At 67.6% G+C, this 20,504-nt stretch carries 21 protein-coding genes and 1 tRNA gene; 13 read left to right on the forward strand and 9 right to left on the reverse strand.

Going from position 1 to position 20,504, the window contains the following annotated elements; all coding sequences use genetic code 11:
- Positions 1–9 precede the first annotated feature (9 nt).
- Positions 10–1,116 (forward strand): succinyldiaminopimelate transaminase, encoded by a 1,107-nt coding sequence (gene dapC / locus ACIBH2_RS17015; protein WP_397118365.1) that lies wholly within the window; start codon positions 10–12, stop codon positions 1,114–1,116.
- A 74-nt stretch (positions 1,117–1,190) separates the two neighbouring features.
- Positions 1,191–1,264, forward strand: a tRNA-Asp gene (locus tag ACIBH2_RS17020).
- Positions 1,265–1,276: 12 nt separating this feature from the next.
- On the opposite strand, the gene ACIBH2_RS17025 is transcribed toward ACIBH2_RS17020, so the two are convergent.
- Positions 1,277–1,741: an acetyltransferase gene (locus ACIBH2_RS17025; RefSeq protein WP_397118367.1), complete on the reverse strand. Its 465-nt coding sequence runs from the start codon at positions 1,739–1,741 to the stop codon at positions 1,277–1,279.
- A 53-nt stretch (positions 1,742–1,794) separates the two neighbouring features.
- Between ACIBH2_RS17025 and pruA the strand changes: the two genes are divergently transcribed.
- Both pruA and ACIBH2_RS17035 read left to right on the forward strand, forming a co-directional pair.
- Positions 1,795–3,429 (forward strand): L-glutamate gamma-semialdehyde dehydrogenase, encoded by a 1,635-nt coding sequence (pruA, locus tag ACIBH2_RS17030; protein ID WP_397118369.1) that lies wholly within the window; start codon positions 1,795–1,797, stop codon positions 3,427–3,429.
- Entirely contained in the window at positions 3,429–4,376 is a 948-nt protein-coding gene (locus ACIBH2_RS17035) for a proline dehydrogenase family protein (RefSeq protein ID WP_397118371.1), read from the forward strand. The genes pruA and ACIBH2_RS17035 overlap by 1 nt, the downstream gene beginning before the upstream one ends.
- A gap of 16 nt (positions 4,377–4,392) precedes the next feature.
- Here ACIBH2_RS17035 and ACIBH2_RS17040 read toward each other — a convergent pair whose 3' ends face one another.
- A complete protein-coding gene (locus ACIBH2_RS17040; protein WP_397118373.1) occupies positions 4,393–5,259 on the reverse strand; it encodes an oxygenase MpaB family protein in 867 nt (288 codons plus the stop codon).
- 145 nt (positions 5,260–5,404) lie between these two features.
- Between ACIBH2_RS17040 and ACIBH2_RS17045 the strand changes: the two genes are divergently transcribed.
- Positions 5,405–6,037, forward strand: coding sequence for a TetR/AcrR family transcriptional regulator (locus tag ACIBH2_RS17045; protein WP_397118375.1), 633 nt, complete (start codon positions 5,405–5,407; stop codon positions 6,035–6,037).
- An 18-nt stretch (positions 6,038–6,055) separates the two neighbouring features.
- Here the strand turns inward: ACIBH2_RS17045 and ACIBH2_RS17050 are convergent, their stop codons facing one another.
- Positions 6,056–6,907: an oxygenase MpaB family protein gene (locus ACIBH2_RS17050; protein WP_397118377.1), complete on the reverse strand. Its 852-nt coding sequence runs from the start codon at positions 6,905–6,907 to the stop codon at positions 6,056–6,058.
- Positions 6,908–7,023: 116 nt separating this feature from the next.
- Between ACIBH2_RS17050 and ACIBH2_RS17055 the strand changes: the two genes are divergently transcribed.
- Both ACIBH2_RS17055 and ACIBH2_RS17060 read left to right on the forward strand, forming a co-directional pair.
- Positions 7,024–8,448 (forward strand): acyl-CoA synthetase, encoded by a 1,425-nt coding sequence (locus ACIBH2_RS17055; protein ID WP_397118379.1) that lies wholly within the window; start codon positions 7,024–7,026, stop codon positions 8,446–8,448.
- A gap of 51 nt (positions 8,449–8,499) precedes the next feature.
- A complete protein-coding gene (locus ACIBH2_RS17060; RefSeq protein WP_397118381.1) occupies positions 8,500–8,871 on the forward strand; it encodes a PPOX class F420-dependent oxidoreductase in 372 nt (123 codons plus the stop codon).
- 84 nt (positions 8,872–8,955) lie between these two features.
- On the opposite strand, the gene dapD is transcribed toward ACIBH2_RS17060, so the two are convergent.
- Positions 8,956–9,912, reverse strand: a complete 957-nt coding sequence (gene dapD / locus ACIBH2_RS17065) for a 2,3,4,5-tetrahydropyridine-2,6-dicarboxylate N-succinyltransferase (protein ID WP_397118383.1) — start codon at positions 9,910–9,912, stop codon at positions 8,956–8,958.
- A 165-nt stretch (positions 9,913–10,077) separates the two neighbouring features.
- Between dapD and dapE the strand changes: the two genes are divergently transcribed.
- The 6 genes from dapE to ACIBH2_RS17095 all read left to right on the forward strand — a co-directional run bounded on the left by dapE (position 10,078) and on the right by ACIBH2_RS17095 (position 16,289).
- Positions 10,078–11,181: a succinyl-diaminopimelate desuccinylase gene (dapE, locus tag ACIBH2_RS17070; RefSeq protein WP_397118385.1), complete on the forward strand. Its 1,104-nt coding sequence runs from the start codon at positions 10,078–10,080 to the stop codon at positions 11,179–11,181.
- 39 nt (positions 11,182–11,220) lie between these two features.
- Positions 11,221–12,021: a TIGR00730 family Rossman fold protein gene (locus ACIBH2_RS17075; protein ID WP_397118387.1), complete on the forward strand. Its 801-nt coding sequence runs from the start codon at positions 11,221–11,223 to the stop codon at positions 12,019–12,021.
- Positions 12,015–12,569, forward strand: coding sequence for a TIGR00730 family Rossman fold protein (locus ACIBH2_RS17080; protein ID WP_397118389.1), 555 nt, complete (start codon positions 12,015–12,017; stop codon positions 12,567–12,569). The genes ACIBH2_RS17075 and ACIBH2_RS17080 overlap by 7 nt, the downstream gene beginning before the upstream one ends.
- A 95-nt stretch (positions 12,570–12,664) precedes the next feature.
- The gene (locus tag ACIBH2_RS17085; RefSeq protein WP_397118391.1) at positions 12,665–14,434 is read left to right on the forward strand and encodes a long-chain-acyl-CoA synthetase; all 1,770 of its coding nucleotides are present in this window, start codon (positions 12,665–12,667) and stop codon (positions 14,432–14,434) included.
- A 65-nt stretch (positions 14,435–14,499) separates the two neighbouring features.
- A complete protein-coding gene (folP, locus tag ACIBH2_RS17090; RefSeq protein ID WP_397118393.1) occupies positions 14,500–15,372 on the forward strand; it encodes a dihydropteroate synthase in 873 nt (290 codons plus the stop codon).
- Positions 15,369–16,289, forward strand: a complete 921-nt coding sequence (locus ACIBH2_RS17095; protein ID WP_397118395.1) for a glucosyl-3-phosphoglycerate synthase — start codon at positions 15,369–15,371, stop codon at positions 16,287–16,289. Before folP ends, ACIBH2_RS17095 begins: the two co-directional genes overlap by 4 nt.
- A gap of 10 nt (positions 16,290–16,299) precedes the next feature.
- Here the strand turns inward: ACIBH2_RS17095 and ACIBH2_RS17100 are convergent, their stop codons facing one another.
- The 5 genes from ACIBH2_RS17100 to sigE form a co-directional block, all read right to left on the reverse strand.
- A complete protein-coding gene (locus ACIBH2_RS17100) occupies positions 16,300–17,136 on the reverse strand; it encodes a hypothetical protein (RefSeq protein ID WP_397118397.1) in 837 nt (278 codons plus the stop codon).
- 60 nt (positions 17,137–17,196) lie between these two features.
- Positions 17,197–17,598, reverse strand: a complete 402-nt coding sequence (tatB, locus tag ACIBH2_RS17105; protein ID WP_397118399.1) for a Sec-independent protein translocase protein TatB — start codon at positions 17,596–17,598, stop codon at positions 17,197–17,199.
- A 77-nt stretch (positions 17,599–17,675) separates the two neighbouring features.
- Complete coding sequence (locus ACIBH2_RS17110) at positions 17,676–19,244, reverse strand: trypsin-like peptidase domain-containing protein (protein WP_397118400.1); 1,569 nt, start codon at positions 19,242–19,244, stop codon at positions 17,676–17,678.
- A gap of 10 nt (positions 19,245–19,254) precedes the next feature.
- The gene (locus ACIBH2_RS17115; RefSeq protein WP_397118401.1) at positions 19,255–19,650 is read right to left on the reverse strand and encodes a hypothetical protein; all 396 of its coding nucleotides are present in this window, start codon (positions 19,648–19,650) and stop codon (positions 19,255–19,257) included.
- Positions 19,651–19,736: 86 nt separating this feature from the next.
- Positions 19,737–20,417 (reverse strand): RNA polymerase sigma factor SigE, encoded by a 681-nt coding sequence (gene sigE, locus ACIBH2_RS17120; RefSeq protein WP_397118402.1) that lies wholly within the window; start codon positions 20,415–20,417, stop codon positions 19,737–19,739.
- Positions 20,418–20,504: the final 87 nt, after the last annotated feature.

The following is a 20,504-nucleotide window of genomic DNA, read 5'->3' on the forward strand; positions in this document are numbered from 1 at the left end:
GTAACTACGTTGACCGCGCGTGGCCGGGTCAGCTCGTTGCTGCCCGATTTCCCCTGGGACACCATCTCTTCCGCCAAGGCTCGGGCCGCCGAGCATCCCGGCGGCATCGTCGATCTGTCGGTGGGCACACCCGTCGACCCGGTGGATCCGCTGATCCGCACGGCGCTGTCGGCGGTGGCGGAGGTACCCGGTTACCCGACCACGCACGGCACACCCGAACTGCGCGAGGCGGCCGTCGAGGCGCTGAAGCGGCGGTTCGGCATCACCGGCATCAGCGCCGCCGCGGTGCTGCCGGTGATCGGCACCAAGGAGCTGATCGCCGGGCTGCCGAGGCTGCTCGGGCTGGGATCGCAAGACCTGGTGGTGATTCCGGAGGTCGCCTACCCGACCTACGAGGTGGGCGCGCTGCTCGCGGGCACGCGAATCCTGCGCGCGGACGGGCTGACTCGACTCGGCCCGGAGTTCCCGGCGCTCATCTACGTGAACTCGCCGTCGAATCCCACCGGCAAGGTGCTCGGCGTCGACCATCTGCGCAAGGTCGTGGCCTTCGCCCGCGAGCGCGGCGCGATCGTGGCCTCGGACGAGTGCTATCTGGGTCTGGCCTGGGAGGGTCGCGCCGTCTCCATCCTCGATCCCGAGGTGTGCGACGGCGACCACACCGGACTGCTGGCCATCCACTCGCTGTCCAAGACCTCCAATCTCGCCAGCTACCGCGCCGGTTTCGTCACCGGTGATCCGGCGCTGGTGGCGGAGCTGCTGGAGGTGCGCAAGCACTCCGGCATGATGCTGCCGTTCCCCATCCAGTCGGCCATGACGGCGGCGCTGGGCGACGACTCGCACGAGGCCAAACAGCGCGAGCGCTACCGGGTGCGCCGCGAGGTGTTGCGAAAGGCGTTGGAGGAGGCCGGTTTCCGCATCGACCACTCCGAGGCCGGGCTGTACCTGTGGTCGACCCGCGGCGAGCCGTGCCGGGTCACCCTGGACTGGCTGGCCGAGCGCGGCATTCTGGCGGCGCCGGGTGAGTTCTACGGGCCGCAGGGCGCGGAGCATGTGCGGATCGCGCTCACGGCCAGCGATGAGCGCATAGCCGCCGCGGCGGCCCGCTTGGTCGCCTGACCAGCGGATTTCTCCCGGCCAGTGGGCGCGTGATACCGTTCTGCACGCAGTCGGCCCAGGTCGGCTGCGGTTGAGGCCCTGTGGCGCAGTTGGTTAGCGCGCCGCCCTGTCACGGCGGAGGTCGCGGGTTCGAGTCCCGTCAGGGTCGCATTGGTTCGGTTTACGCCTCGATCGGGGCGTGCACGAAATGCAGTAGGGGGAAAGGGCGGCCGTCCGAATCGGTTTCGGAGCGGCCGGTCTTCACGAAGCCCAGTCGCTCGTAGAAGCCCACCGCTTGCGGATTCTGTTCGTTCACATCCACCGTCAAGGTCGGGTAGCGGCGCAGGGCCGCGCGCACCAGCGCCGCGCCGACGCCTCGGCCGCGATACGGGTCGGCCACGAAGAGCATCTCCAACTTGCCCGCCGACAGGCCCGAGAATCCGGCGACGCGGCCCTCCAGCTCCGCGACCGTCAACTCCACCATCGGGAAAAATTCCGGTGCGAGGCGGCGTTCGATGGCATCTATATCGGCGCTGGTCAAGAAATCGTGGGTTGCTTCCACCGCACTGCGCCAGACGGCTACCAGGCTCGGGAACTCCGCCGCGTCGGCGCACGGCCGTAAAACGATCGGTGGATGATCACTCACGACTCGTGATGCTAGTGCCCACGGCGGGTCGACGGTTCGCGTTAGCCTGGGATATGGACGCTGTCACGGTTGTCCCACACCCCGGCAATGAACCGGTGCACACCTACGCACCGGGCAGCCGCGAGCGTGAACTGCTGAATGCTCGACTCTCCGAAATCTCCGCCGCGTCGGTGGATGTCCCGCTGGTGATCGGCGGCAAACACCAACCCGGTACCGGAGAGCGGCTCGAGATCGTCATGCCGCACCGGCATCAGCATGTTCTTGGGACCTATACGCAAACCACCCACGACGAAGCACGAGCCGCCATCGAGGCCGCGCAAGCCGCCGCACCCGACTGGCGCGCACTACCTTTCGAGGAACGCGCGGCGGTGCTGCTGCGCGCCGCCGACCTGCTGGCCGGACCCTGGCGCGAGACCATCGCCGCCGCCACCATGCTCGGACAGTCGAAGACCGCACAGCAGGCCGAGATCGACGCGCCCTGCGAACTGGTCGACTTCTGGCGGTTCAATGTGGCGTTCGCGCGCGGCATTCTCGAACAGCAGCCGAATTCCTCGGCGGGAGTGTGGAATCGAATGGACTACCGGCCCCTGGAGGGGTTCGTGTACGCCATCACGCCCTTCAATTTCAGCGCCATCGCCGGGAACCTGCCCACCGCGCCCGCGCTCATGGGCAATACCGTGGTGTGGAAGCCCTCGCCCACGCAGACGCTCGCCGCGTACTACACCATGAAACTGCTGGAGGCGGCCGGTCTGCCCCCGGGCGTCATCAATATGGTGACCGGCGACGGCGTACGGCTGTCGGAGGTGGCCCTCGCCGATCCCCGGCTGGCCGGTATCCACTTCACCGGGTCGACGCGCACCTTCCAGTACCTCTGGGGTGAGGTGGGCGCGAATATCGGCCGCTACCACGGTTATCCGCGTCTGGTGGGGGAGACCGGCGGCAAGGACTTCATCGTCGCCCACCCCTCGGCCGATCCGGATGCCCTGCGTACCGCGCTGATTCGCGGAGCCTACGAATACCAGGGGCAGAAGTGCTCGGCCGCCTCCCGGGCCTACATCGCCAAATCGGTGTGGCGGACCATGGGCGACGAGTTCCTCACCCAGGTGCGGGAACTCACCTACGGCGATGTCGCCGATCTGTCGAATTTCGGTGGGGCGGTGATCGATCGGCGGGCCTACGACAAGAATGTCGCCGCCATCGAACGGGCCCGCGGCAAGGGGCTCACTATCCCGGCCGGTGGCACCTACGACGACAGTGAGGGCTACTTCGTCCGGCCGACCGTCCTGCTCACCGACGATCCGACCGACGAATCCTTCTCCACCGAGTACTTCGGGCCCATCCTGTCGGTGTACGTCTACGACGACGGAAACCCGGACGCCTATACCGATGTGCTCGCCGAGGTGGACTCCTCGGCTCCCTACGCGCTCACCGGCGCGGTCTTCGCCACCGACCGCCAGGCCGTCGAACAGGCTTCGGCCGCACTGCGATTCGCCGCGGGCAACTTCTATGTCAACGACAAGCCCACCGGCGCGGTGGTGGGACAGCAGCCCTTCGGCGGTGCGCGGGCCTCCGGCACCGACGACAAGGCCGGGTCCTATCTCAACCTGTTGCGCTGGGTGGCGCCGCGCACGCTGAAGGAAACCTTCGTGCCGCCAACGGATTACCGCTACCCGCACATGGAGGCGTGATGAATCCCCTGAGGCCGGTGATACTCGCGGCGGCCGGATCGCCGCGCATGAAGAAGGCCGTCACCAAGATTCCGGTGACCGCCGGGGTGGTGCGGCGGTTCGTGGCGGGGGAGACCCGCGCGGAGCTGACGCCGGTGGTGCGGGAGCTGCTGGGCAGCGGGCGCATGGTGAGCGTGGACTTCCTCGGTGAATACACCACCGAGCGGGCCATGGCGGATGCGGCCGTCGCCGAGTACGTCTCGCTCATCGACGACCTCGCGGCGCTCGCCGACCAGGAGAGTGCCGTTCCGCGCGTGGAGGTTTCGGTGAAGCTCTCCGCGCTCGGACAGTCGCTCGGACAGGACGGTCCGTCCATCGCCGCGGAGAACCTGCACAAGCTCTGCGCCAAGGCCGTCGAATCGCGGGTGTGGGTCACCGTCGACGCCGAGGACCACACCACCACCGAGGAGACCATGGAGCAGGTCCGTCAGCTGCGGACCGAATTCCCTTGGCTGGCAGTGGCGGTGCAGACCTATCTGCGGGCCACCTCGGGGCGGCTGCGGGAGCTCGCGGAGCAGGGTGCGCGAATCCGGTTGTGCAAGGGCGCGTATCAGGAGCCGGAGACGGTCGCCTTCCAGAAGCGGGCCGAGGTGGACGCCTCGTACCTGGAGTGCCTGAATGTGCTCATGGGCGGCAAGGGCTATCCGATGGTGGCCACCCACGATCCGGCCATGATCGAGGCCGCACTCACCGAGGCGGTCGAGAACGGCCGGGGGCCAGGGGATTTCGAGTTCCAGATGCTGTACGGAATTCGCGATGCCGAACAGCGCCGCCTCGTGGAGGCCGGACATTCCATGCGGGTGTACGTGCCCTATGGCGGCCAGTGGTACGGCTACCTCATGCGGCGGCTGGCCGAACGGCCCGCCAATCTCGGGTTCTTCCTCCGAGCCTTGGCGGACCGTTCCTGAATCAGAAGTTCCCTGATCAGACCAGCGGTCGGCCCAGCCGACGGCGCAGCCGCATATCGGCGAGATAGAAATTGAACGGGAACAGGCGGATCACCACCGGCATCCGGGTCCAGACGGCCGAGATGGTGCGCAGGACCAGACCGAAGACGCGCTCGTCGCGGGCGGTCCAGGTCATGTGCATTTCGTCGCGCAGATGCTGCGGCAGCAGCGCGGTCACGACGAACCGGTGGAACCGCCCGAAGACGAACTGCACCGGACGCGGCAGCATCTTCAGATCGGTGAGGTCGTTGAAGTACTGCCGGGTCCGCTCGTCGATGCTCTTGGTGGCGAGATTGCGCTCCCAGTACTCGTAGAACTCGTCACGGGTGGCGGGCCACATCTCCGGGCGCATCTGCAAGGTGGTGCCCAGGCGCGCGCCGTACTGGTAGAAGTCCTCGGCGAGTGCGGGATCCATGGGGCCGCGCATGCGGATGTAGAGATCGTCCACGCCCCAGTACAGGCAGGCCGCCACCCAGAGCTGGAGGTTCGGGTCGAAGGCGTTGTACTTCACCGGGCTGTCCGGCTTGGTGCGGATGGTGCGATGCGAGCGGTTCACGGCCTCCCGGTAGGACCTGCGGTCCTCCTCGTCGCCGAGCCAAGCGACGGCCAGATAGGTGAGGGTGGTGCGCAGCCGCTTGATCGGGTGCACGGTGACCGCGCCGCTGGTCACATCGCTCTCCATGACGCCGTAGGCGACCGGCTTGAGCGAGAGCTGCATGATCACGTTCGCCGCGCCGCCGAGGAATGCGGCAATGCCGTCCAAGTGCTCGCGGACATCGTTGGGCGTCAGGGGTTTACCGCTGCCGACCGGTTGGTACTCAAACTTGCGCAGGGGGGCGGTCATCGTTGACACGGCTCCTCGTCGTCGCTCCACGTGGGGTGGAGAGTATGAGAATAATCTCCTCGCACCTTCTCACTCGAGAGCCGTGCTGTCAATGTGCGATGATTTGTGTGTCATCGTATCGCCGTGTCGAGAGGGGACCGGGGCCATGGCCAAGCTGGCCAAACTGTTGCCGCTGGTACGCGGCTCGGGACCGGAGGACCGCAATCAGTCCAAGGTGCTCGACGCCGCGCTGATGGCCTTCCTCGATTTCGGGATCAAGCGCACCAGCATGGTGGAGGTGGCGCGGCGCGGCGGGCTCTCGCTGGCCACGCTGTACCGGCGCTTCGCCGGGAAGAACGATCTCATCGCGGCCGTCGGCCTGCGGCAGGCCCGGCAGTTCATCGAACAGGTGGACGCGGCCGTGCAGCGCGAGGTGGACGGCGATGCCAGCGCCGAGGAGCAGATCGTCGCGCTCTTCGTGGCCTTCATCGACGGGCTGCGCGGTAACCAGCTGCTGGAGCGCCTGCTCAAGACCGAACCCGAGATCGTGCTGCCCTACCTCACCGTGCAGGGCGCGCCGGTCATCGAACTGGGGCGCGACTACCTGGCGGAGTTCATCACCCGATTGCAGTCGGAAGGCAAACTGCCGCAATACGATCCGCTGCCGCTGGCCGAGATGATCGCGCGCACGGCGCTGTCGCTGGCGCTCACCCCGCAGACCGTGATTCCGCTCGACGATCCGGAGGGTTTGCGCCGGTTCGCCCGGGAACATGTGCTCCCGGGGTTCCGGATCGTCTGAGCCACTGAGGGTTTCGGCTCAGACCAGGCGCATGCCCAGTCGCCGCCGCAGGCGCATATCCATCAGATAGGCGTTGAGCGGGAAGGTGCGTACCGGCGTCGGCAGGTGGCTCTCCGCCGCGCCGAGGGTGCGCAGCAGCTGGTCCAGCAGGCGGTCCTGGCGCGGGGTCCAGGTCATGCCCATCTCGTCCCGAAGATGTTGCGGCAGTAGGCCGGTGACGAAGAAGCGGTGCACGCCGCCGAAGGCCAGCTGGAACGGGCGCGGCAGCATCTTCAGGTCGATCAGATCCTCGAAGTACGCCTTGACCGTCGGGTCGATGGAGGTGCGCGCGAGGTTCTCGGTCCAGTAGCGGTCGAACGCCTCGCGGGTCGGCGGCCACTGGTCGCGGCGCATCTGGAGGGTGGTGCCCAGTCGGGCGCTGTACTGGTAGAAGGCGTCCGCCACCGCCTCGTCCATTGGGCCGTGCATGCGCTCGTAGAGATCCTTCGCGCCCCAGTACAGGCAGGCCGCGACCCACAGTTGCAGGCGCGAGTCGAAGGCGTTGTACTTCACCGGGCTGTTCGGGCCGGACCGGACCTGGCGGTGTGAGGTGTCCACGGCGGCGCGGTAGGCCGCGCGCTCCTCCTCGCTGCCGAGCATGGCCACCGAGAGGTAGGTGACGGTGGTGCGCAGCCGCTTGATCGGGTGCCGGAACACCTGGCCGCTCTCGACCGGGCTCTCGACGACGCCATGGCCGACGGCCGGATTGGCGAGCTGCATGATGACATTGGCCGCGCCGCCGAGCAGGCCGGTGGCTCCATCGATGTACTGGCGGATATCGAGGGGCGGGAGGTCGTGGTCGGTGGGCGCGGTGCGCAGTGGACTGGTCATCGTTGACCCCATCCTGGATGAGAAGGTTGTACATAAACACTCTTACCCATTCAGCGTTGTGTCAACCGTCACAGCCGAATCGCAATCTCCGAATCCGGCGCAGTACGGTGGGCGGCGTGTCGAATGCGTCGCCCTTGCTGCTGAGCTCGCTGAATCCGGCCGCCGTGGCCGCCGGGGCCGATATACCGGATGCCGTCACCATCGACGGGGTGACGCTCTCGCGCAGTGACCTGCTGGGCGCGGCCACCTCGGTCGCCGAGCGGGTGGCGCGGGCGCAGCGGGTGGCCGTGCTGGCCGAACCGACGGTCACCACGGTGCTGGCGGTGGTGGGGTGTCTCATCGCGGGCGTGACCGTGGTGCCGGTGCCGCCGGACGCGGGCAGTACCGAATTGGCGCACATACTCGACGATTCCGGGGCGCAGGCGTGGTTGGGCAAGGCTCCGGAGGGGACATCGCTGCCGGTGGTGCCGGTGCGGACGCATGCGCGGTCCTGGCACACCTATGGCGAACCTCAGCCCGGGGCAACGGCTTTCATTCTGTACACTTCGGGGACCACCGGTGCGCCCAAGGGCGTGATGCTCAGTCGCCGGGCCATCGCGGCGGGGCTGGACGCGCTGGCGCGGGCGTGGGGGTGGACGTCGAGAGATGTGCTGGTGCACGGGCTTCCGCTGTTCCACGTGCACGGACTGATTCTCGGGCTGCTCGGGCCACTGCGGGTGGGGAGTCCGCTCATCCACACCGGCAAGCCGACGCCTCGGGCCTACGCCCAGGCCAAGGGCACCATGTATTTCGGGGTGCCCACCGTGTGGTCGCGGGTGGTCGAAGAACCGGACGCCGCAAAGGAATTGGCGTCGGCGCGGGTGCTGATCTCGGGTAGCGCGCCGCTGCCGGTGCCGGTGTTCGAGCGGCTGCGCGAGCTCACCGGGCAGGCTCCCCTCGAGCGGTACGGGATGAGCGAAACCATGATCACCCTCTCGACCCGGCCGGATGGGGAGCGTCGCCCGGGATGGGTCGGGCTGCCGGTGGCGGGGGTGGAGACGCGGTTGCGGGACGAGAACGGCGATCCGGTGCCGCACGATGGGGAAAGCGTTGGCGCGCTCCAGGTTCGGGGGCCCATGCTGTTCGACGGGTACTGGAACAAGCCCGAGGTGACGGCGGAGAACTTCACCTCGGACGGTTGGTTCCAGACCGGGGATGTGGCGGTCATCGACGCCGAGGGCTTCCATCGGATCGTCGGTCGGGAATCGGTGGACCTCATCAAATCCGGTGGCTACCGCATCGGGGCGGGGGAGATCGAGACCTCGCTGCTCGGGCATCCGGCGGTGGCCGAGACCGCCGTGGTGGGCGTGCCCGACGATGATCTGGGCCAGCGCATCGTCGCCTTCGTGGTGCTGCGCGACGGGGCCGAGGGCATCGAGCAGGCGCTCATCGACCATGTGGCGGGGGAACTTTCGGTGCACAAACGCCCGCGCGAGATTCGCGTGGTGGACTCGCTGCCGCGCAATGCCATGGGCAAGGTGCAGAAGAAGCTGCTCGGCTGAATCGGGTGCGCCGTTGACCTCGAGTGTGCTCGAGGTTCTACCCTCGCGGGCATGACCGCAACGTTGACGCCCGCGCAGATCGCCTACCTCCGCAGCCAAACCTTGGGCCGTCTCGCCACCATTCGGCCCGACGGGACCCCGCAGAACAATCCGGTGGGCTTCCGGGTCGACGAGGGGCTCGGCGTCATCGATATCGGCGGGTACACCATGGGGGCGACGCAGAAGTTCCGCAATCTCGCCGAATGCGACAAGGTCGCCTTCGTGGTCGACGACATCGTCTCCACCGACCCGTGGGAAGTCCGCTGCCTCGAAATCCGCGGCACGGCGGTCGCGTTGCGTGACGTTGAACCTTATGGGCCGGGTTTGTCCCGGGAGATCATTCGGGTTACGCCGGAGAGGGTTATCGCGTTGGGGGTTGGGTGAGATTTGGCCTGAGCGGTCGAACAACGATCCGCAATGGCGGATATCGCCGTCTCACAGCGATTTTCGACCGCTCAGGCCAACCCCCTAATCGTTGGCGTGCAGCGCCGCGTTCAACTCGATCCCAGTCCCCTTGTGCGGCACAACTTCGACCGCACCCGACACCGAATTGCGGCGGAACAGCAGGTTGGACTTGCCGGTGAGCTCGGCGGCCTTGACGACCGCGCCGTCGGGCAGGGTCACCTTGGTGCCCGCGGTGACATACAGCCCCGCCTCCACCACGCAGTCGTCGCCGAGCGAAATGCCCAGGCCCGCATTGGCTCCCAGCAGGCAGCGCTCACCGATGGAGATGACATGCTTGCCGCCGCCGGACAGCGTGCCCATGATGGACGCGCCGCCACCGATATCGGAGCCGTCGCCCACCAGCACACCGCCGGAGATACGCCCCTCGACCATGGACGCGCCCAGGGTTCCGGCATTGAAGTTCACGAAGCCCTCGTGCATGACCGTGGTCCCCGACGCCAGGTGCGCGCCCAGCCGCACCCGGTCGGCATCGGCGATCCGCACGCCGGAGGGCACCACGTAGTCGACCATGCGCGGGAACTTGTCCACGCCGTACACGGTGACGGGTCCCCGCGACCGCAGGTTCAACCGCACCAGCTCGAACTCCTCCAGCGAGCACGGGCCGTAGTTGGTCCACGCCACGTTCGCGAGATGCCCGAAGATGCCATCCAGGCTCAGTCCATGCGGCCGAACCAGCCGATGCGACAGCAAATGCAGCCGCAGGTAGGTGTCATGCGTATCGACCGGCGGGGCCGCGAGATCCGCGATCGTGGTCCGTACCACGACCACCTCCACCCGCCGCTCCTTGTCCGCCCCGACCGCATGCGAGAACTTGGCGTACTCGATATCCGAGGAATCCACCCGCACGGTCCCGGCCTCGCCGTATTCCCCCAGTTCCGGGTACGGATACCAGGTGTCCAGCACCGTCCCGTTCTCGGTGATGGTGGCCAGGCCGACTGCGGATGCTCCCTGAGTACTCACGTCATAGAAGATTACCGGCAGCCAGCCGAGCACCCGGGCGGGCTCCCCGCCCCGATGTGAGGAGTCGCACTCCGCGAACGTCTGATTTGTTGCGAATGTGACGATTTGTGCCGCCGCAGGACTCCTGCCAGGAGCGCGGCCGCGACCTCACTTAGGGTGGATGGTGTGACCCTCGATCTGCGCGCCGACCCGATCGCACTCACCGCCGCTCTGGTGGATATCCCCAGCGTGTCCCAGGATGAGGCGGTTATCGCCGATACCGTTGCTCGGGCGTTGCGGGAGCAGACCGAGGGGTTCGAGATTCTGCGGCACGGGAACACCGTGTTGGCGCGGACCAATCGTGGGTTGCCGACCCGGGTGATTCTCGCCGGGCACCTCGATACCGTGCCGATTGCCGACAATGTGCCGGGGCGGTTCGTGGAGGGGGAGAACGGGGAGCGGCTGCTGTACGGCTGCGGCAGTGTGGATATGAAGAGCGGGGACGCGGTGTTCCTGCATCTGGCGGCCACCGTCGCCGAGCCCGTGCACGACCTGACGATCATCATGTACGACTGCGAGGAGATCGCCGCCGAGTTCAACGGACTTGGTCGGATCGAGCGTGAACTGCCGGAATGGCTCGAGGGTGATCTCGCCATTCTCGGCGAGCCGTCCGGCGGCTGGATCGAGGCGGGCTGTCAGGGGACGCTGCGTGCGCGGCTCACCACCTCCGGGACCCGTGCGCACACCGCGCGAGCTTGGCTGGGCGACAATGCCATTCACCGGCTCGCGCCGATTCTGGAGCGGCTCGCCGCCTACCAGCCGCGGCAGGTCGAGATCGACGGCTGCGTGTATCGCGAAGGGCTGTCGGCGGTTCGGGTGTCCGGCGGCGTGGCGGGCAATGTGGTGCCCGATGTGGCCGAGGTGGACGTGAACTTCCGCTTCGCTCCCGACCGCACCCTCGACCAGGCCACCGACCATGTGCGCGAGGTCTTTTCGGGCCTCGACCTCGAGTTCCGGCGCACCGACGGCGCACCCGGCGCGCTGCCCGGCCTCGCCAGCCCTGCCGCCAAGGAGCTCATGGAGATCGTGCACGCGCACGGCAGCGGCGGCGTCCGCGCCAAATACGGCTGGACCGACGTCTCCCGCTTCGCCGCCCGCGGCATCCCCGCCGTCAACTTCGGCCCGGGCGACCCCAACCTCGCCCACAAACGCGACGAACACCTCCCCGTCGCCCAAATCACCCAGGTGACCTCCATGCTCCGCAGCTACCTCACCGGCGACGGGCGCTGACACGCCGACAGGTCGGCCCCTCCTAGTACGGTTGGCTGCATGTCTGCTGACGCCGAATATGGTGCCCGCTCGCCCAAGACTCCGCGCTTCCGCGGGCCGATAATGCTGCGCCGTGATCGCAAAGAGGGGATCGGGACCACCGACGAGCATTTGCTGGATGAGAGCGGCTCGGCCGATTGGGTGCACACCGACCCGTGGCGGGTGCTGCGCATCCAGGCCGAATTCGTCGAGGGGTTCGGCACTTTGGCGGAGGTGCCGCGCGCGGTGGCCGTCTTCGGGTCGGCGCGGACCGCCCCGGACAATCCGGAGTACCAGGCGGGGCAGGCGATCGGCGCGGCGCTGGCCAAGGCGGGGTTCGCGGTGATCACCGGCGGCGGGCCGGGCGCCATGGAGGCCGCCAACCGGGGCGCGTCCGAGGCGGGCGGGTACTCCATCGGTCTGGGCATCGAGCTGCCCTTCGAACAGCACCTCAACGAATGGGTCGATCTGGGCATCAATTTCCGGTACTTCTTCGTCCGCAAGACCATGTTCGTGAAGTACTCGCAGGCCTTCGTCTGCCTGCCCGGCGGTTTCGGCACCCTGGACGAACTGTTCGAGGCCCTCACCCTGGTGCAGACCCGCAAGATCACCCGCTTCCCGATCATCCTGTTCGGCACCCGCTACTGGTCCGGACTCATGGACTGGCTGCGCGATTCGCTGCTCGGCACCGCCAAGATCTCGCCCGGCGACCTGGGGCTGCTGCACGTCACCGACAGCGTCGAGGATGTGGTGAACATCGTGGTGCAGGCCGATGCCGCCCGCGCCGAGATGGAGGCGGCGGGCGTGGAGGAGAAGTGGTGAGCGACAACGGTTTCGCGGTATGCGTGTACTGCTCGGCCAGTACCGCCGACGCCGGGGCGCTGGCGCTGGCCGCCGCGGTCGGCACCGAAATCGGCCGTCGCGGTTGGGGTTTGGTCTCCGGCGGCGGCAATGTCTCCATGATGGGCGCGGTGGCGCACGCGGCGCGGGCGGCGGGCGCGCACACCATCGGCGTGATCCCGAAGCACCTGGTGCACAAGGAAGTCGCCGACGTGGACTCCGACGAGTTGATCGTCACCGACACCATGCGCGAGCGCAAACAGATCATGGAGGACCGCGCCGACGCCTTCCTGACCCTGCCCGGCGGCATCGGCACCCTCGAGGAGTTCTTCGAGACCTGGACGGGCGGCTTCCTCGGCCAGCACGAGAAGCCGGTGGTGGTGCTGGATCTCGACGACCACTATCGCGGCCTGTTCGAGTGGATCGACGAGCTGTACGGCCGCGGCTTCGTCACCGACTACTCGCTGAGCCGCATCACCGTGACCAAGGATTTCGCCGAGGCGTTCGCGGCACTGCGTCCCGAACTCTGAGTCCTGCTCCCGTTTCCGAGCCGATCGGGCACGAACCGTGCCCGATTTCTCGGTTTCGCTCGACAACCCCAGATCGATCCGAGAAGGTGGATCACGTGACGACCGAAGCGCGTTCGACGGTTAGCCTGCTCGATCTGGCCCGTGCCCTGCCCGGTATGGCGCTACAGGCACCGCAGATGGCGCGAAACGCACTGGGCCTGCTCGTGAAATCCGGTGACAAGGCCTCGATCGGATTGTTCTTCCAGCGCGGCGCGCGCAAACACCCCGACCGCGTCTTCCTGAAATTCGAAGGGCGCGCCTACACCTGGGCGCAGGCCAATGCCGAGGTGAACCGGTACGCCCACACCCTGGCCGCGCGCGGGGTCCGGCGCGGCGATGTGGTCGGCGTGCTCATGACCAACCGCCCCGAGACGCTGTTCACCGCCCTGGCCACCGTGAAACTGGGCGCGACCGTCGGACTGCTCAACCACAATCAGCGAGATACCGTGCTGGAGCACAGCTTCGGGCTGCTGAACAGCGTGCTGGACGTGATCGGCGAGGAGTGCCGCGAAGCCTACGACACGCTCTCCGAACCGCGCCCGCACACGCTGTGGTCGGCGGATCTGGTGGCGGAGGCGAACTCCGCCGAGGCCTCGAATCCGGCTGTCACCGAGGAGATCACGGCCCGCGAACGCGCCTTCCTCATCTTCACCTCGGGCACCACCGGCCTGCCCAAGGCCAGTGTGATGACCCACCTGCGCTGGACCAAGAGCATGGCGGGCCTGGGCGGCCTGGGCGTGCGCCTGCGCGGCGACGACACCATGTACTGCTGTCTGCCGCTCTACCACAACAACGCGATCACGGTGGCGCTGTCGTCGGTGGTTGCCTCCGGTGCGAGTCTCGCACTGGGACGGCACTTCTCGGCCTCGCGCTTCTGGGACGAGGCCATCGCGTCGGAGGCCACCGCCTTCATCTACATCGGCGAGCTGTGCCGGTATCTGCTCAATCAGCCGCACAAGCGCACCGATCGCGCGCACAAGGTGTCGATCGCGGTGGGCAACGGCCTGCGCCCCGAACTCTGGGACGAGTTCCGGGATCGCTTCGGTATCAAGCGGATCGTGGAGTTCTACGGCGCGAGCGAGGGCAATGTCGCCTTCATCAATGCATTCGGCGTCGACCGCACCGCCGGATTCACCCCGCTGCCCTTCGCCATCGTGGAGTACGACGACGCCACCGGCGAGGCGCTGCGCGGCCCGGATGGGCGGCTGCGCAAGGTGAAATCCGGTGGCGTCGGTCTGCTGCTCGCCAAGGTCACCGACCGGTCGCCCTTCGACGGCTACACCGACAAGTCCGCCACCGAATCCAAACTCCTCCGCGACGCCTTCACCGACGGCGATTGCTGGTTCGACACCGGCGACCTCGTCCGCGACCAGGGCTACTGGCATATCGCCTTCGTCGACCGCCTCGGCGACACCTTCCGCTGGAAGGGCGAGAACGTCGCCACCACCCAGGTGGAAGGGGCCTTCGACGGCCTCGACGCCATCACCCAGGCGGTCGTCTACGGCGTGGACATCCCGGGTGCCGACGGTAAAGCGGGTATGGCCGCGATCACCCTCGAACCCGACGCGAAATTCGACGGCCAACAGCTCGCCGCCCACCTCTTCGACCGCCTCCCCGGCTACGCCGTCCCCCTGTTCATTCGCGTGGTCCCGGAGCTGGAACAGACCTCCACCTTCAAGAGCCGCAAGGTGGAGCTACGCAAACAGGGCTACGAACCGGACGACAAGAGCGAGCTGTACGTGCTGGCCGGACGCGGCGACGGCTACATCCCCGCCTATGAGGATTACGTCGCCGACGTGGCCGCTGGCCGCGCGCCGCGGGGCTGAGGGCCGCCCACATATCAGGTCGGCTGCCCAGCAGGCCCGCCACAGCGCTAGGTACAGTCGAAGTCATGTGTGCGCCGTTGCCGACATTGTGCGGGAAGCCGGTGGCGACGGATCGGGCGCTGGTCATGGCGATCGTGAACCGGACGCCGGACAGCTTCTACGACAAGGGCGCGAACTTCACCGACACCGCCGCCATGGCGGCGGTCGCCACGGCCGTGCGCGAGGGGGCCGATCTCGTCGATATCGGCGGGGTGAAGGCCGGGCCGGGCGTCGAGGTGGACGCCGCCGAGGAGGCGCGGCGGGTGGTGCCGTTCGTGGCGGCCATTCGGGAGCGGTATCCGGAGTTGTTGATCAGTGTGGATACCTGGCGCGCGGGGGTGGCGCGGGCGGCGGTGGCCGAGGGCGCGGATCTGATCAACGACACCTGGGCGGGCGCGGACCCGGATCTGGTGGGTGTGGCGGCCGAATTGGGTGTCGGGATCGTGTGCAGCCACACCGGCGGGGCGGTCCCGCGAACCCGTCCGCACCGGGTGCGCTACGACGATGTGGTGGCCGAGGTCACCGAGACCGTGGTGCGCGCGGCCGAGGCGGCCGCCGCGGCGGGGGTGGCAAAAGATTCGATTCTCATCGATCCCACGCATGATTTCGGCAAGAACACCTACCACGGGCTGGAATTGTTGCGGGCGATAGACGTTCTCGTAAAAAGCGGGTGGCCGGTCTTGATGGCGCTCAGCAATAAGGATTTCATCGGAGAGACTCTTGGTGTCGGCTTGTCCGAGCGATTGGAGGGCACATTGGCAGCAACCGCTTGGTCCGCCGCCGCGGGTGCCCGTGTCTTCCGTGTGCACGAGGTCGGTGCGACCCGACGCGTCGTCGACATGATCGCCGCCATCCAGGGTCTCCGCCCGCCCGCCCGCACCCTGCGAGGTCTCGTATGACGGACTGGGAATTCACCAATTCGTTCGATCGTCCCGACTGGACGGTCCAACAACTGATTGCCGCCAAGAAGGACCGCACCGTCTCCGTGGTCCTGCCCGCGCTCAACGAACAGGCCACCGTCGCCGACGTGGTCGCCAGTATCAGACCCTTGCTCGGCACCCTGGTGGACGAGCTGGTGGTGCTGGACTCCGGCTCCACCGACGCCACCGTCGAGCGCGCCCGCGCCGCCGGTGCCACCGTCTACACCCGCGAACAGGCCGTTCCCGAGCTCGAACCGGTACCGGGGAAGGGCGAGGTGCTGTGGCGCTCGCTCGCGGTCACCAGCGGCGACCTCATCGCCTTCGTGGACTCCGACCTCATCGACCCGGACCCGATGTTCGTGCCGAAACTGCTCGGACCACTGCTCACCGTGGACGGCATGCGCCTGGTGAAGGCGTTCTACCGCCGCCCGCTGCGCCACGACAACGGCATCGACGAACACGGCGGCGGCCGTGTCACCGAACTGGTGGCCCGCCCGCTGCTGGCGGCGCTGCGTCCGGAACTGTCGAAGGTGTTGCAGCCCTTGGGCGGCGAGTACGCGGGTACGCGGGAGCTGCTCACCTCGGTGCCGTTCGCCCCGGGCTACGGCGTCGAGATCGGGCTGCTGCTCGATACTTTCGACCGCTACGGCATCGATGCCATCGGGCAGGTGAATCTCGGGGTGCGCACGCACCGCAACCGCCCGCTCTCGGATCTGGGCATCATGAGCCGACAGATTCTGGGAACGGTGTTGGGGCGCAGCGGAATTCTGGATTCGGGGGCGGGGCTGACCCAATTCCCGCTCATCGGAGGCGAATTCACGGCCCTGACGACGGAGGTGTCGCTGGCGGACCGGCCGCCCATGCAGGAGCTGCGGCCAGCCTGGGCCGCGGCCTGAGGGCCCGCACCTAGCGGTCGTGCCGGTAGATCGGCGTGAGCAGATCGGCTTCGATGGGTTCGCCCGTGGAGCGGTCGTAGCGCACGCCGACCACCGCCGAGAACGGATGCGTGGCCGCGCGCTCGTGCAGGGTGGCCAGGCGCGTGGCGAGCAGTCGGATGGCTCCCAGCGAGGCCGGTGGGTGCAGCCCGTCGATCACCAGCACGTGTCCACGTGCGTCCGGTCTGGGAAGCCTTGCCAGATAAGCGATGTCGTAGGGCTCGGTGCCGCCCGGCCGGTACACCCGCCGCGCGGCCCGGTCCTCGATACCGCGGCGCACCCGACCCGCCCGCGCCACCGTGCGGCGCAGGCGCGGATCGGCCGCCACGAGATAGCGCAGGCTGGGGGAGAGCTCCGGACCGCCCAGCACGATGAGGCCCTCGCGGTCCAGATCCAAGGGCCGCCCGGGTAGGAAGCGCTCGACGGTCGCGGTGAAGCCCAATTCCCGCAACAGTTCCAGCAGCCGGTGCGGCGCGGCCGGATCCGGCGCGCCGACCAGGGCGATGGAGCGGGTGGTACTTCGCACATCCGGGGTGAGAATCGTCAGCGGCCCGTGTCCGAAGAACAGTCCTTCGGGCACCGGCCCCTGGGTGCTCACCTGATGGATGCGCGCGCGGGAAAGTCCCGCCGCCGCACCGATTCTGGCGAATGTCCAGCCCTCCGCGTGGAGTTCGCGGATGACGGCACGGCGAATTCGGGTGAGTTCGTTGATGGTCTGCTGGGCGGCCGCCACACCCTCGGTGGCCGCCTTGAGGCGTTCGACCTTGTCCTCGATCGCGAACACCCGTGCCACCTCATCGGCCGACATGTCCGAAGTCTAGATACCTGAACAGCTCTGGGTGTCTAGACCGATTGACGTTGGCCGAAACTAAGTAGCGTCGGGATCCACCGGCGGACGCTCGTTGCGCTCCAGCGGTTTCGGCGGTTCCGGCATGGAATACGCGGTATTGGCGCTGGTAGGCGAGCTGACAGGTTTGTCGAATTTACCGGTGAGCAGCGAATCGTCGCCGTCGAGAAGGTGTTTCGTCACCATTGCCCGCGGATTCATACCGCGCAGTTCGTTCAACTGTTCCAAGGGCTTGCGCAGTTCGTCGAACTCCGGACCCAATTCCTGCTTCAGCTGGCTGGTGGCGCCGGTCGCGTAATCGCGCACCTGGCGCAGCGCCTGACCGGTCCACCGAATGGCGCCGGGCAGCCGCTCGGGGCCGAGGATGACGAGTGCCGCGACGAGCAGGATCATCATCTCGCCCCAGCCGATATTGCTGAACACGGATCCAATCTACCGGTCCGCGCTGTTCGTGGCCCGGTGTGGGGCTCGCGAAATACCCCACACCGGCATCCGCTCGGTTAATCCGATTCCAGGGTGACCGGCACGTCCACCTCGCGGCCGTCCCGAATCAACCGCACATTCACGGTCTGGCCGATCTGGTGGGACTGCACCGCGACCGTAAGCTCCTCCGGGCCCGTGACCTCGCGATCGCCGACCTTCACGATCACATCGCCCTCGACGATGCCCGCCTTGGCGGCCGGGCTGCCCTCCTGCACATCGGCCACCGCCGCACCGCTCATCACGTCATTGGCGACGATTTTGGTCTTGGCGCTCACACCCAGCCTCGGGTGATGCACCTGGCCGTCGCGAATCAGACCCTGCGAAATGCGTTTGACCTGATCCACCGGAATGGCGAAGCCCAGACCCACCGAACCGCCGCTCTCGGATTTGATGGCGGTATTGATTCCCACCAGGCGGCCCTGCATATCCACCAGCGCGCCACCGGAATTGCCGTGGTTGATGGCCGCGTCGGTCTGTACGGCATCGAGGGTGGCATTGGTATCGGTGCCCTCGCCGCCGACCTTCACGGGGCGATTCAGGGCCGAGACAATGCCGGAGGTGACCGTCTTCTCCAACCCGAGCGGCGAACCGATGGCCAGCACATCGTCGCCGACCTTCACATTCTTGGATTCACCCAGATTGATGACCGACAGATTCTTCACGTCGACCTTGAGCACGGCCAGATCCGATTTCACGTCCCGGCCGACAATCTGCGCCGGAACGCGGGTGTTGTCGGAGAACACCACCTGCAAATTGGCTTTGCCGCTCTTGTCGGTGGCGGCCATGGAGATGACGTGGTTGTTGGTGACGACATAGCCCGCGCCGTCGATCACCACGCCCGAACCCGTGGAGCCGTTGTCGCCCACCCAGGCCCGCACCGTGACGATGGCGGGCATGACGGCATCGACCACCTTGCCGATCTGGCCGGTCGCCATCTCGCCGCCGTCATCGGTCTGCAAGGCCACCTTGCGCGAGGTCAGCGTTGAGGCCGACTCTCCCGCGAACAGCCCGACCACACCGCCGAGCAGCCCGGCCACCAGGCCGACGACCACGGCCACCCCGGCCAGCGTCGCCAACGCCTTGGGCGCTACCTTGCCGCCGAAGAGCACCTCGCGCGCGCTCAACTGCTCACCCGGCGCGAGGGCCGGGGACGGCGGCACCGCGAGCGCGGGGGAGCCCAGCCGGGCGGCCGTCTCGGGATCGCGCCACGGATCGGCGGGCGGGGCGGGCGCGGGCTTGTCGGTCACCGCGTCGGGATCGCGCTGCAGAATCTCGGTGGAACCGGCGGGACGGCCGAACGCCTCGGCCAGCACCGAATCCGGCGGCCGATTCTGGACCTCGGGCTCACCCGGGCGCGCACTCGACGAACCGTTGGGACGCGGACCGAAGGATCCGGCCTGCCCGCTCGGGCGGCGGAAGGCGCGCGCGGTGTGCTTGTCGACATGCGGGCGATAGACCGGCCGCGGCCCCAGTGTCGGTGCGTCCGACGGCCTCAGGTTCCCCCTGTTGGCCGCCGAATCGGAAGTCTGTGCGTGCTCGTCCCCGGGACCCGAAGTCGCCCCGGTGTTCTTCGATTCGGAGGTCACGCGATGAACTCTACTTGCGCCACCAAGCCGTCCACCTTCTGCTGTCCAACGAATCTTGGCGTACCCCGAAGGAACTCGCGTTCGGCGACAGCATTCCGCGCTCGGCGGGCGGGGTGCGCGGGGGCTTGGTGTGTTCCGCGCCGGGCAGTTCGGAAATCGGAATTCGGCTCAGCGAATCGTGCAGTCGCAGCGGCGCGGTGATATGGCTGGACTGGCGCAGCGCGATTCGCGCCTGCTGCTGGGCATCCACCTCGGCCGCGCATTCGGCGCAGACGGAAAGATGATGGGCGGCCCGCAGATACGCGTTCATCCGCAGCTCCCCGTCCACATAGGCGGCAATGGCCTCCGTGGCCAGATGCTCGGTGGGGGCGAATCGGGGCGGACGCGATCTGTCCTCGCCACTCATATCGGTGCACACCCTTCCGGACGACCTCGGCTGCGTCGGTGCTGTGAGCGGGCCGCCGCCGACAAATTACGGTACGGCCCGTTTGTTTACCCGACCTTCGCGGCGTCGAAACGCCGCTGTGCTCCATTATGCTCGAGGTACTCGCGCAGTGCCTGGCGTCCACGGTGAATGCGGCTGCGCACGGTGCCCAGTTTCACGCCGAGCGTCGCACCGATCTCCTCGTACGACAGGCCCTCGATATCGCACAGCACGACGGCGGCGCGGAATTCCGGGGCCAGGGCGTCGAGCGCCGATTGCAGGTCGGGATCGAGATTGGCGTCGTGGTAGACCTGCTCGGGACCCGGGCCTTCCGAGGGCACCCGGTCGTAGTCCTCGGGCAGCGCCTCCATGCGGATGCGGTTGCGGCGACGGACCATATCGAGGAACAGGTTGGTGGTGATGCGGTGCAGCCAGCCTTCGAAGGTCCCCGGCTGATAGTTCGACAGCGAGCGGAATACGCGGATGAAGGTCTCTTGGGTGAGGTCCTCGGCGTCCTGCGGATCACCGGTCAGGCGATAGGCGAGACGGTAGACGCGGTCGGCGTGTTCGCGCACCAATTCGTCCCAGGACGGGAGTTTGGCGCGGTCACCGGTGGCGTCGAAGGCCGCGGTCCCGGTCAGGTTGTCCGGATGGGCCGCGTCGATGTCGCCGTCCAGCGTGGTGTCGCTGTGCAGCGGCAGGATCTGCTCGGGCAGAGTGTTGGCGTGTTCACGCGCCGCGTCGACCATGTGGATGGGGTTACCTCCTACTCGGGACCGTGAACGTCGGTGCCGGATACAACCGATCGGTTGGGTCGAGTTGTTCCCGAACCCGGG

It is taken from the genome of Nocardia sp. NPDC050406, from assembly GCF_044459025.1.
Lineage (GTDB): Bacteria > Actinomycetota > Actinomycetes > Mycobacteriales > Mycobacteriaceae > Nocardia.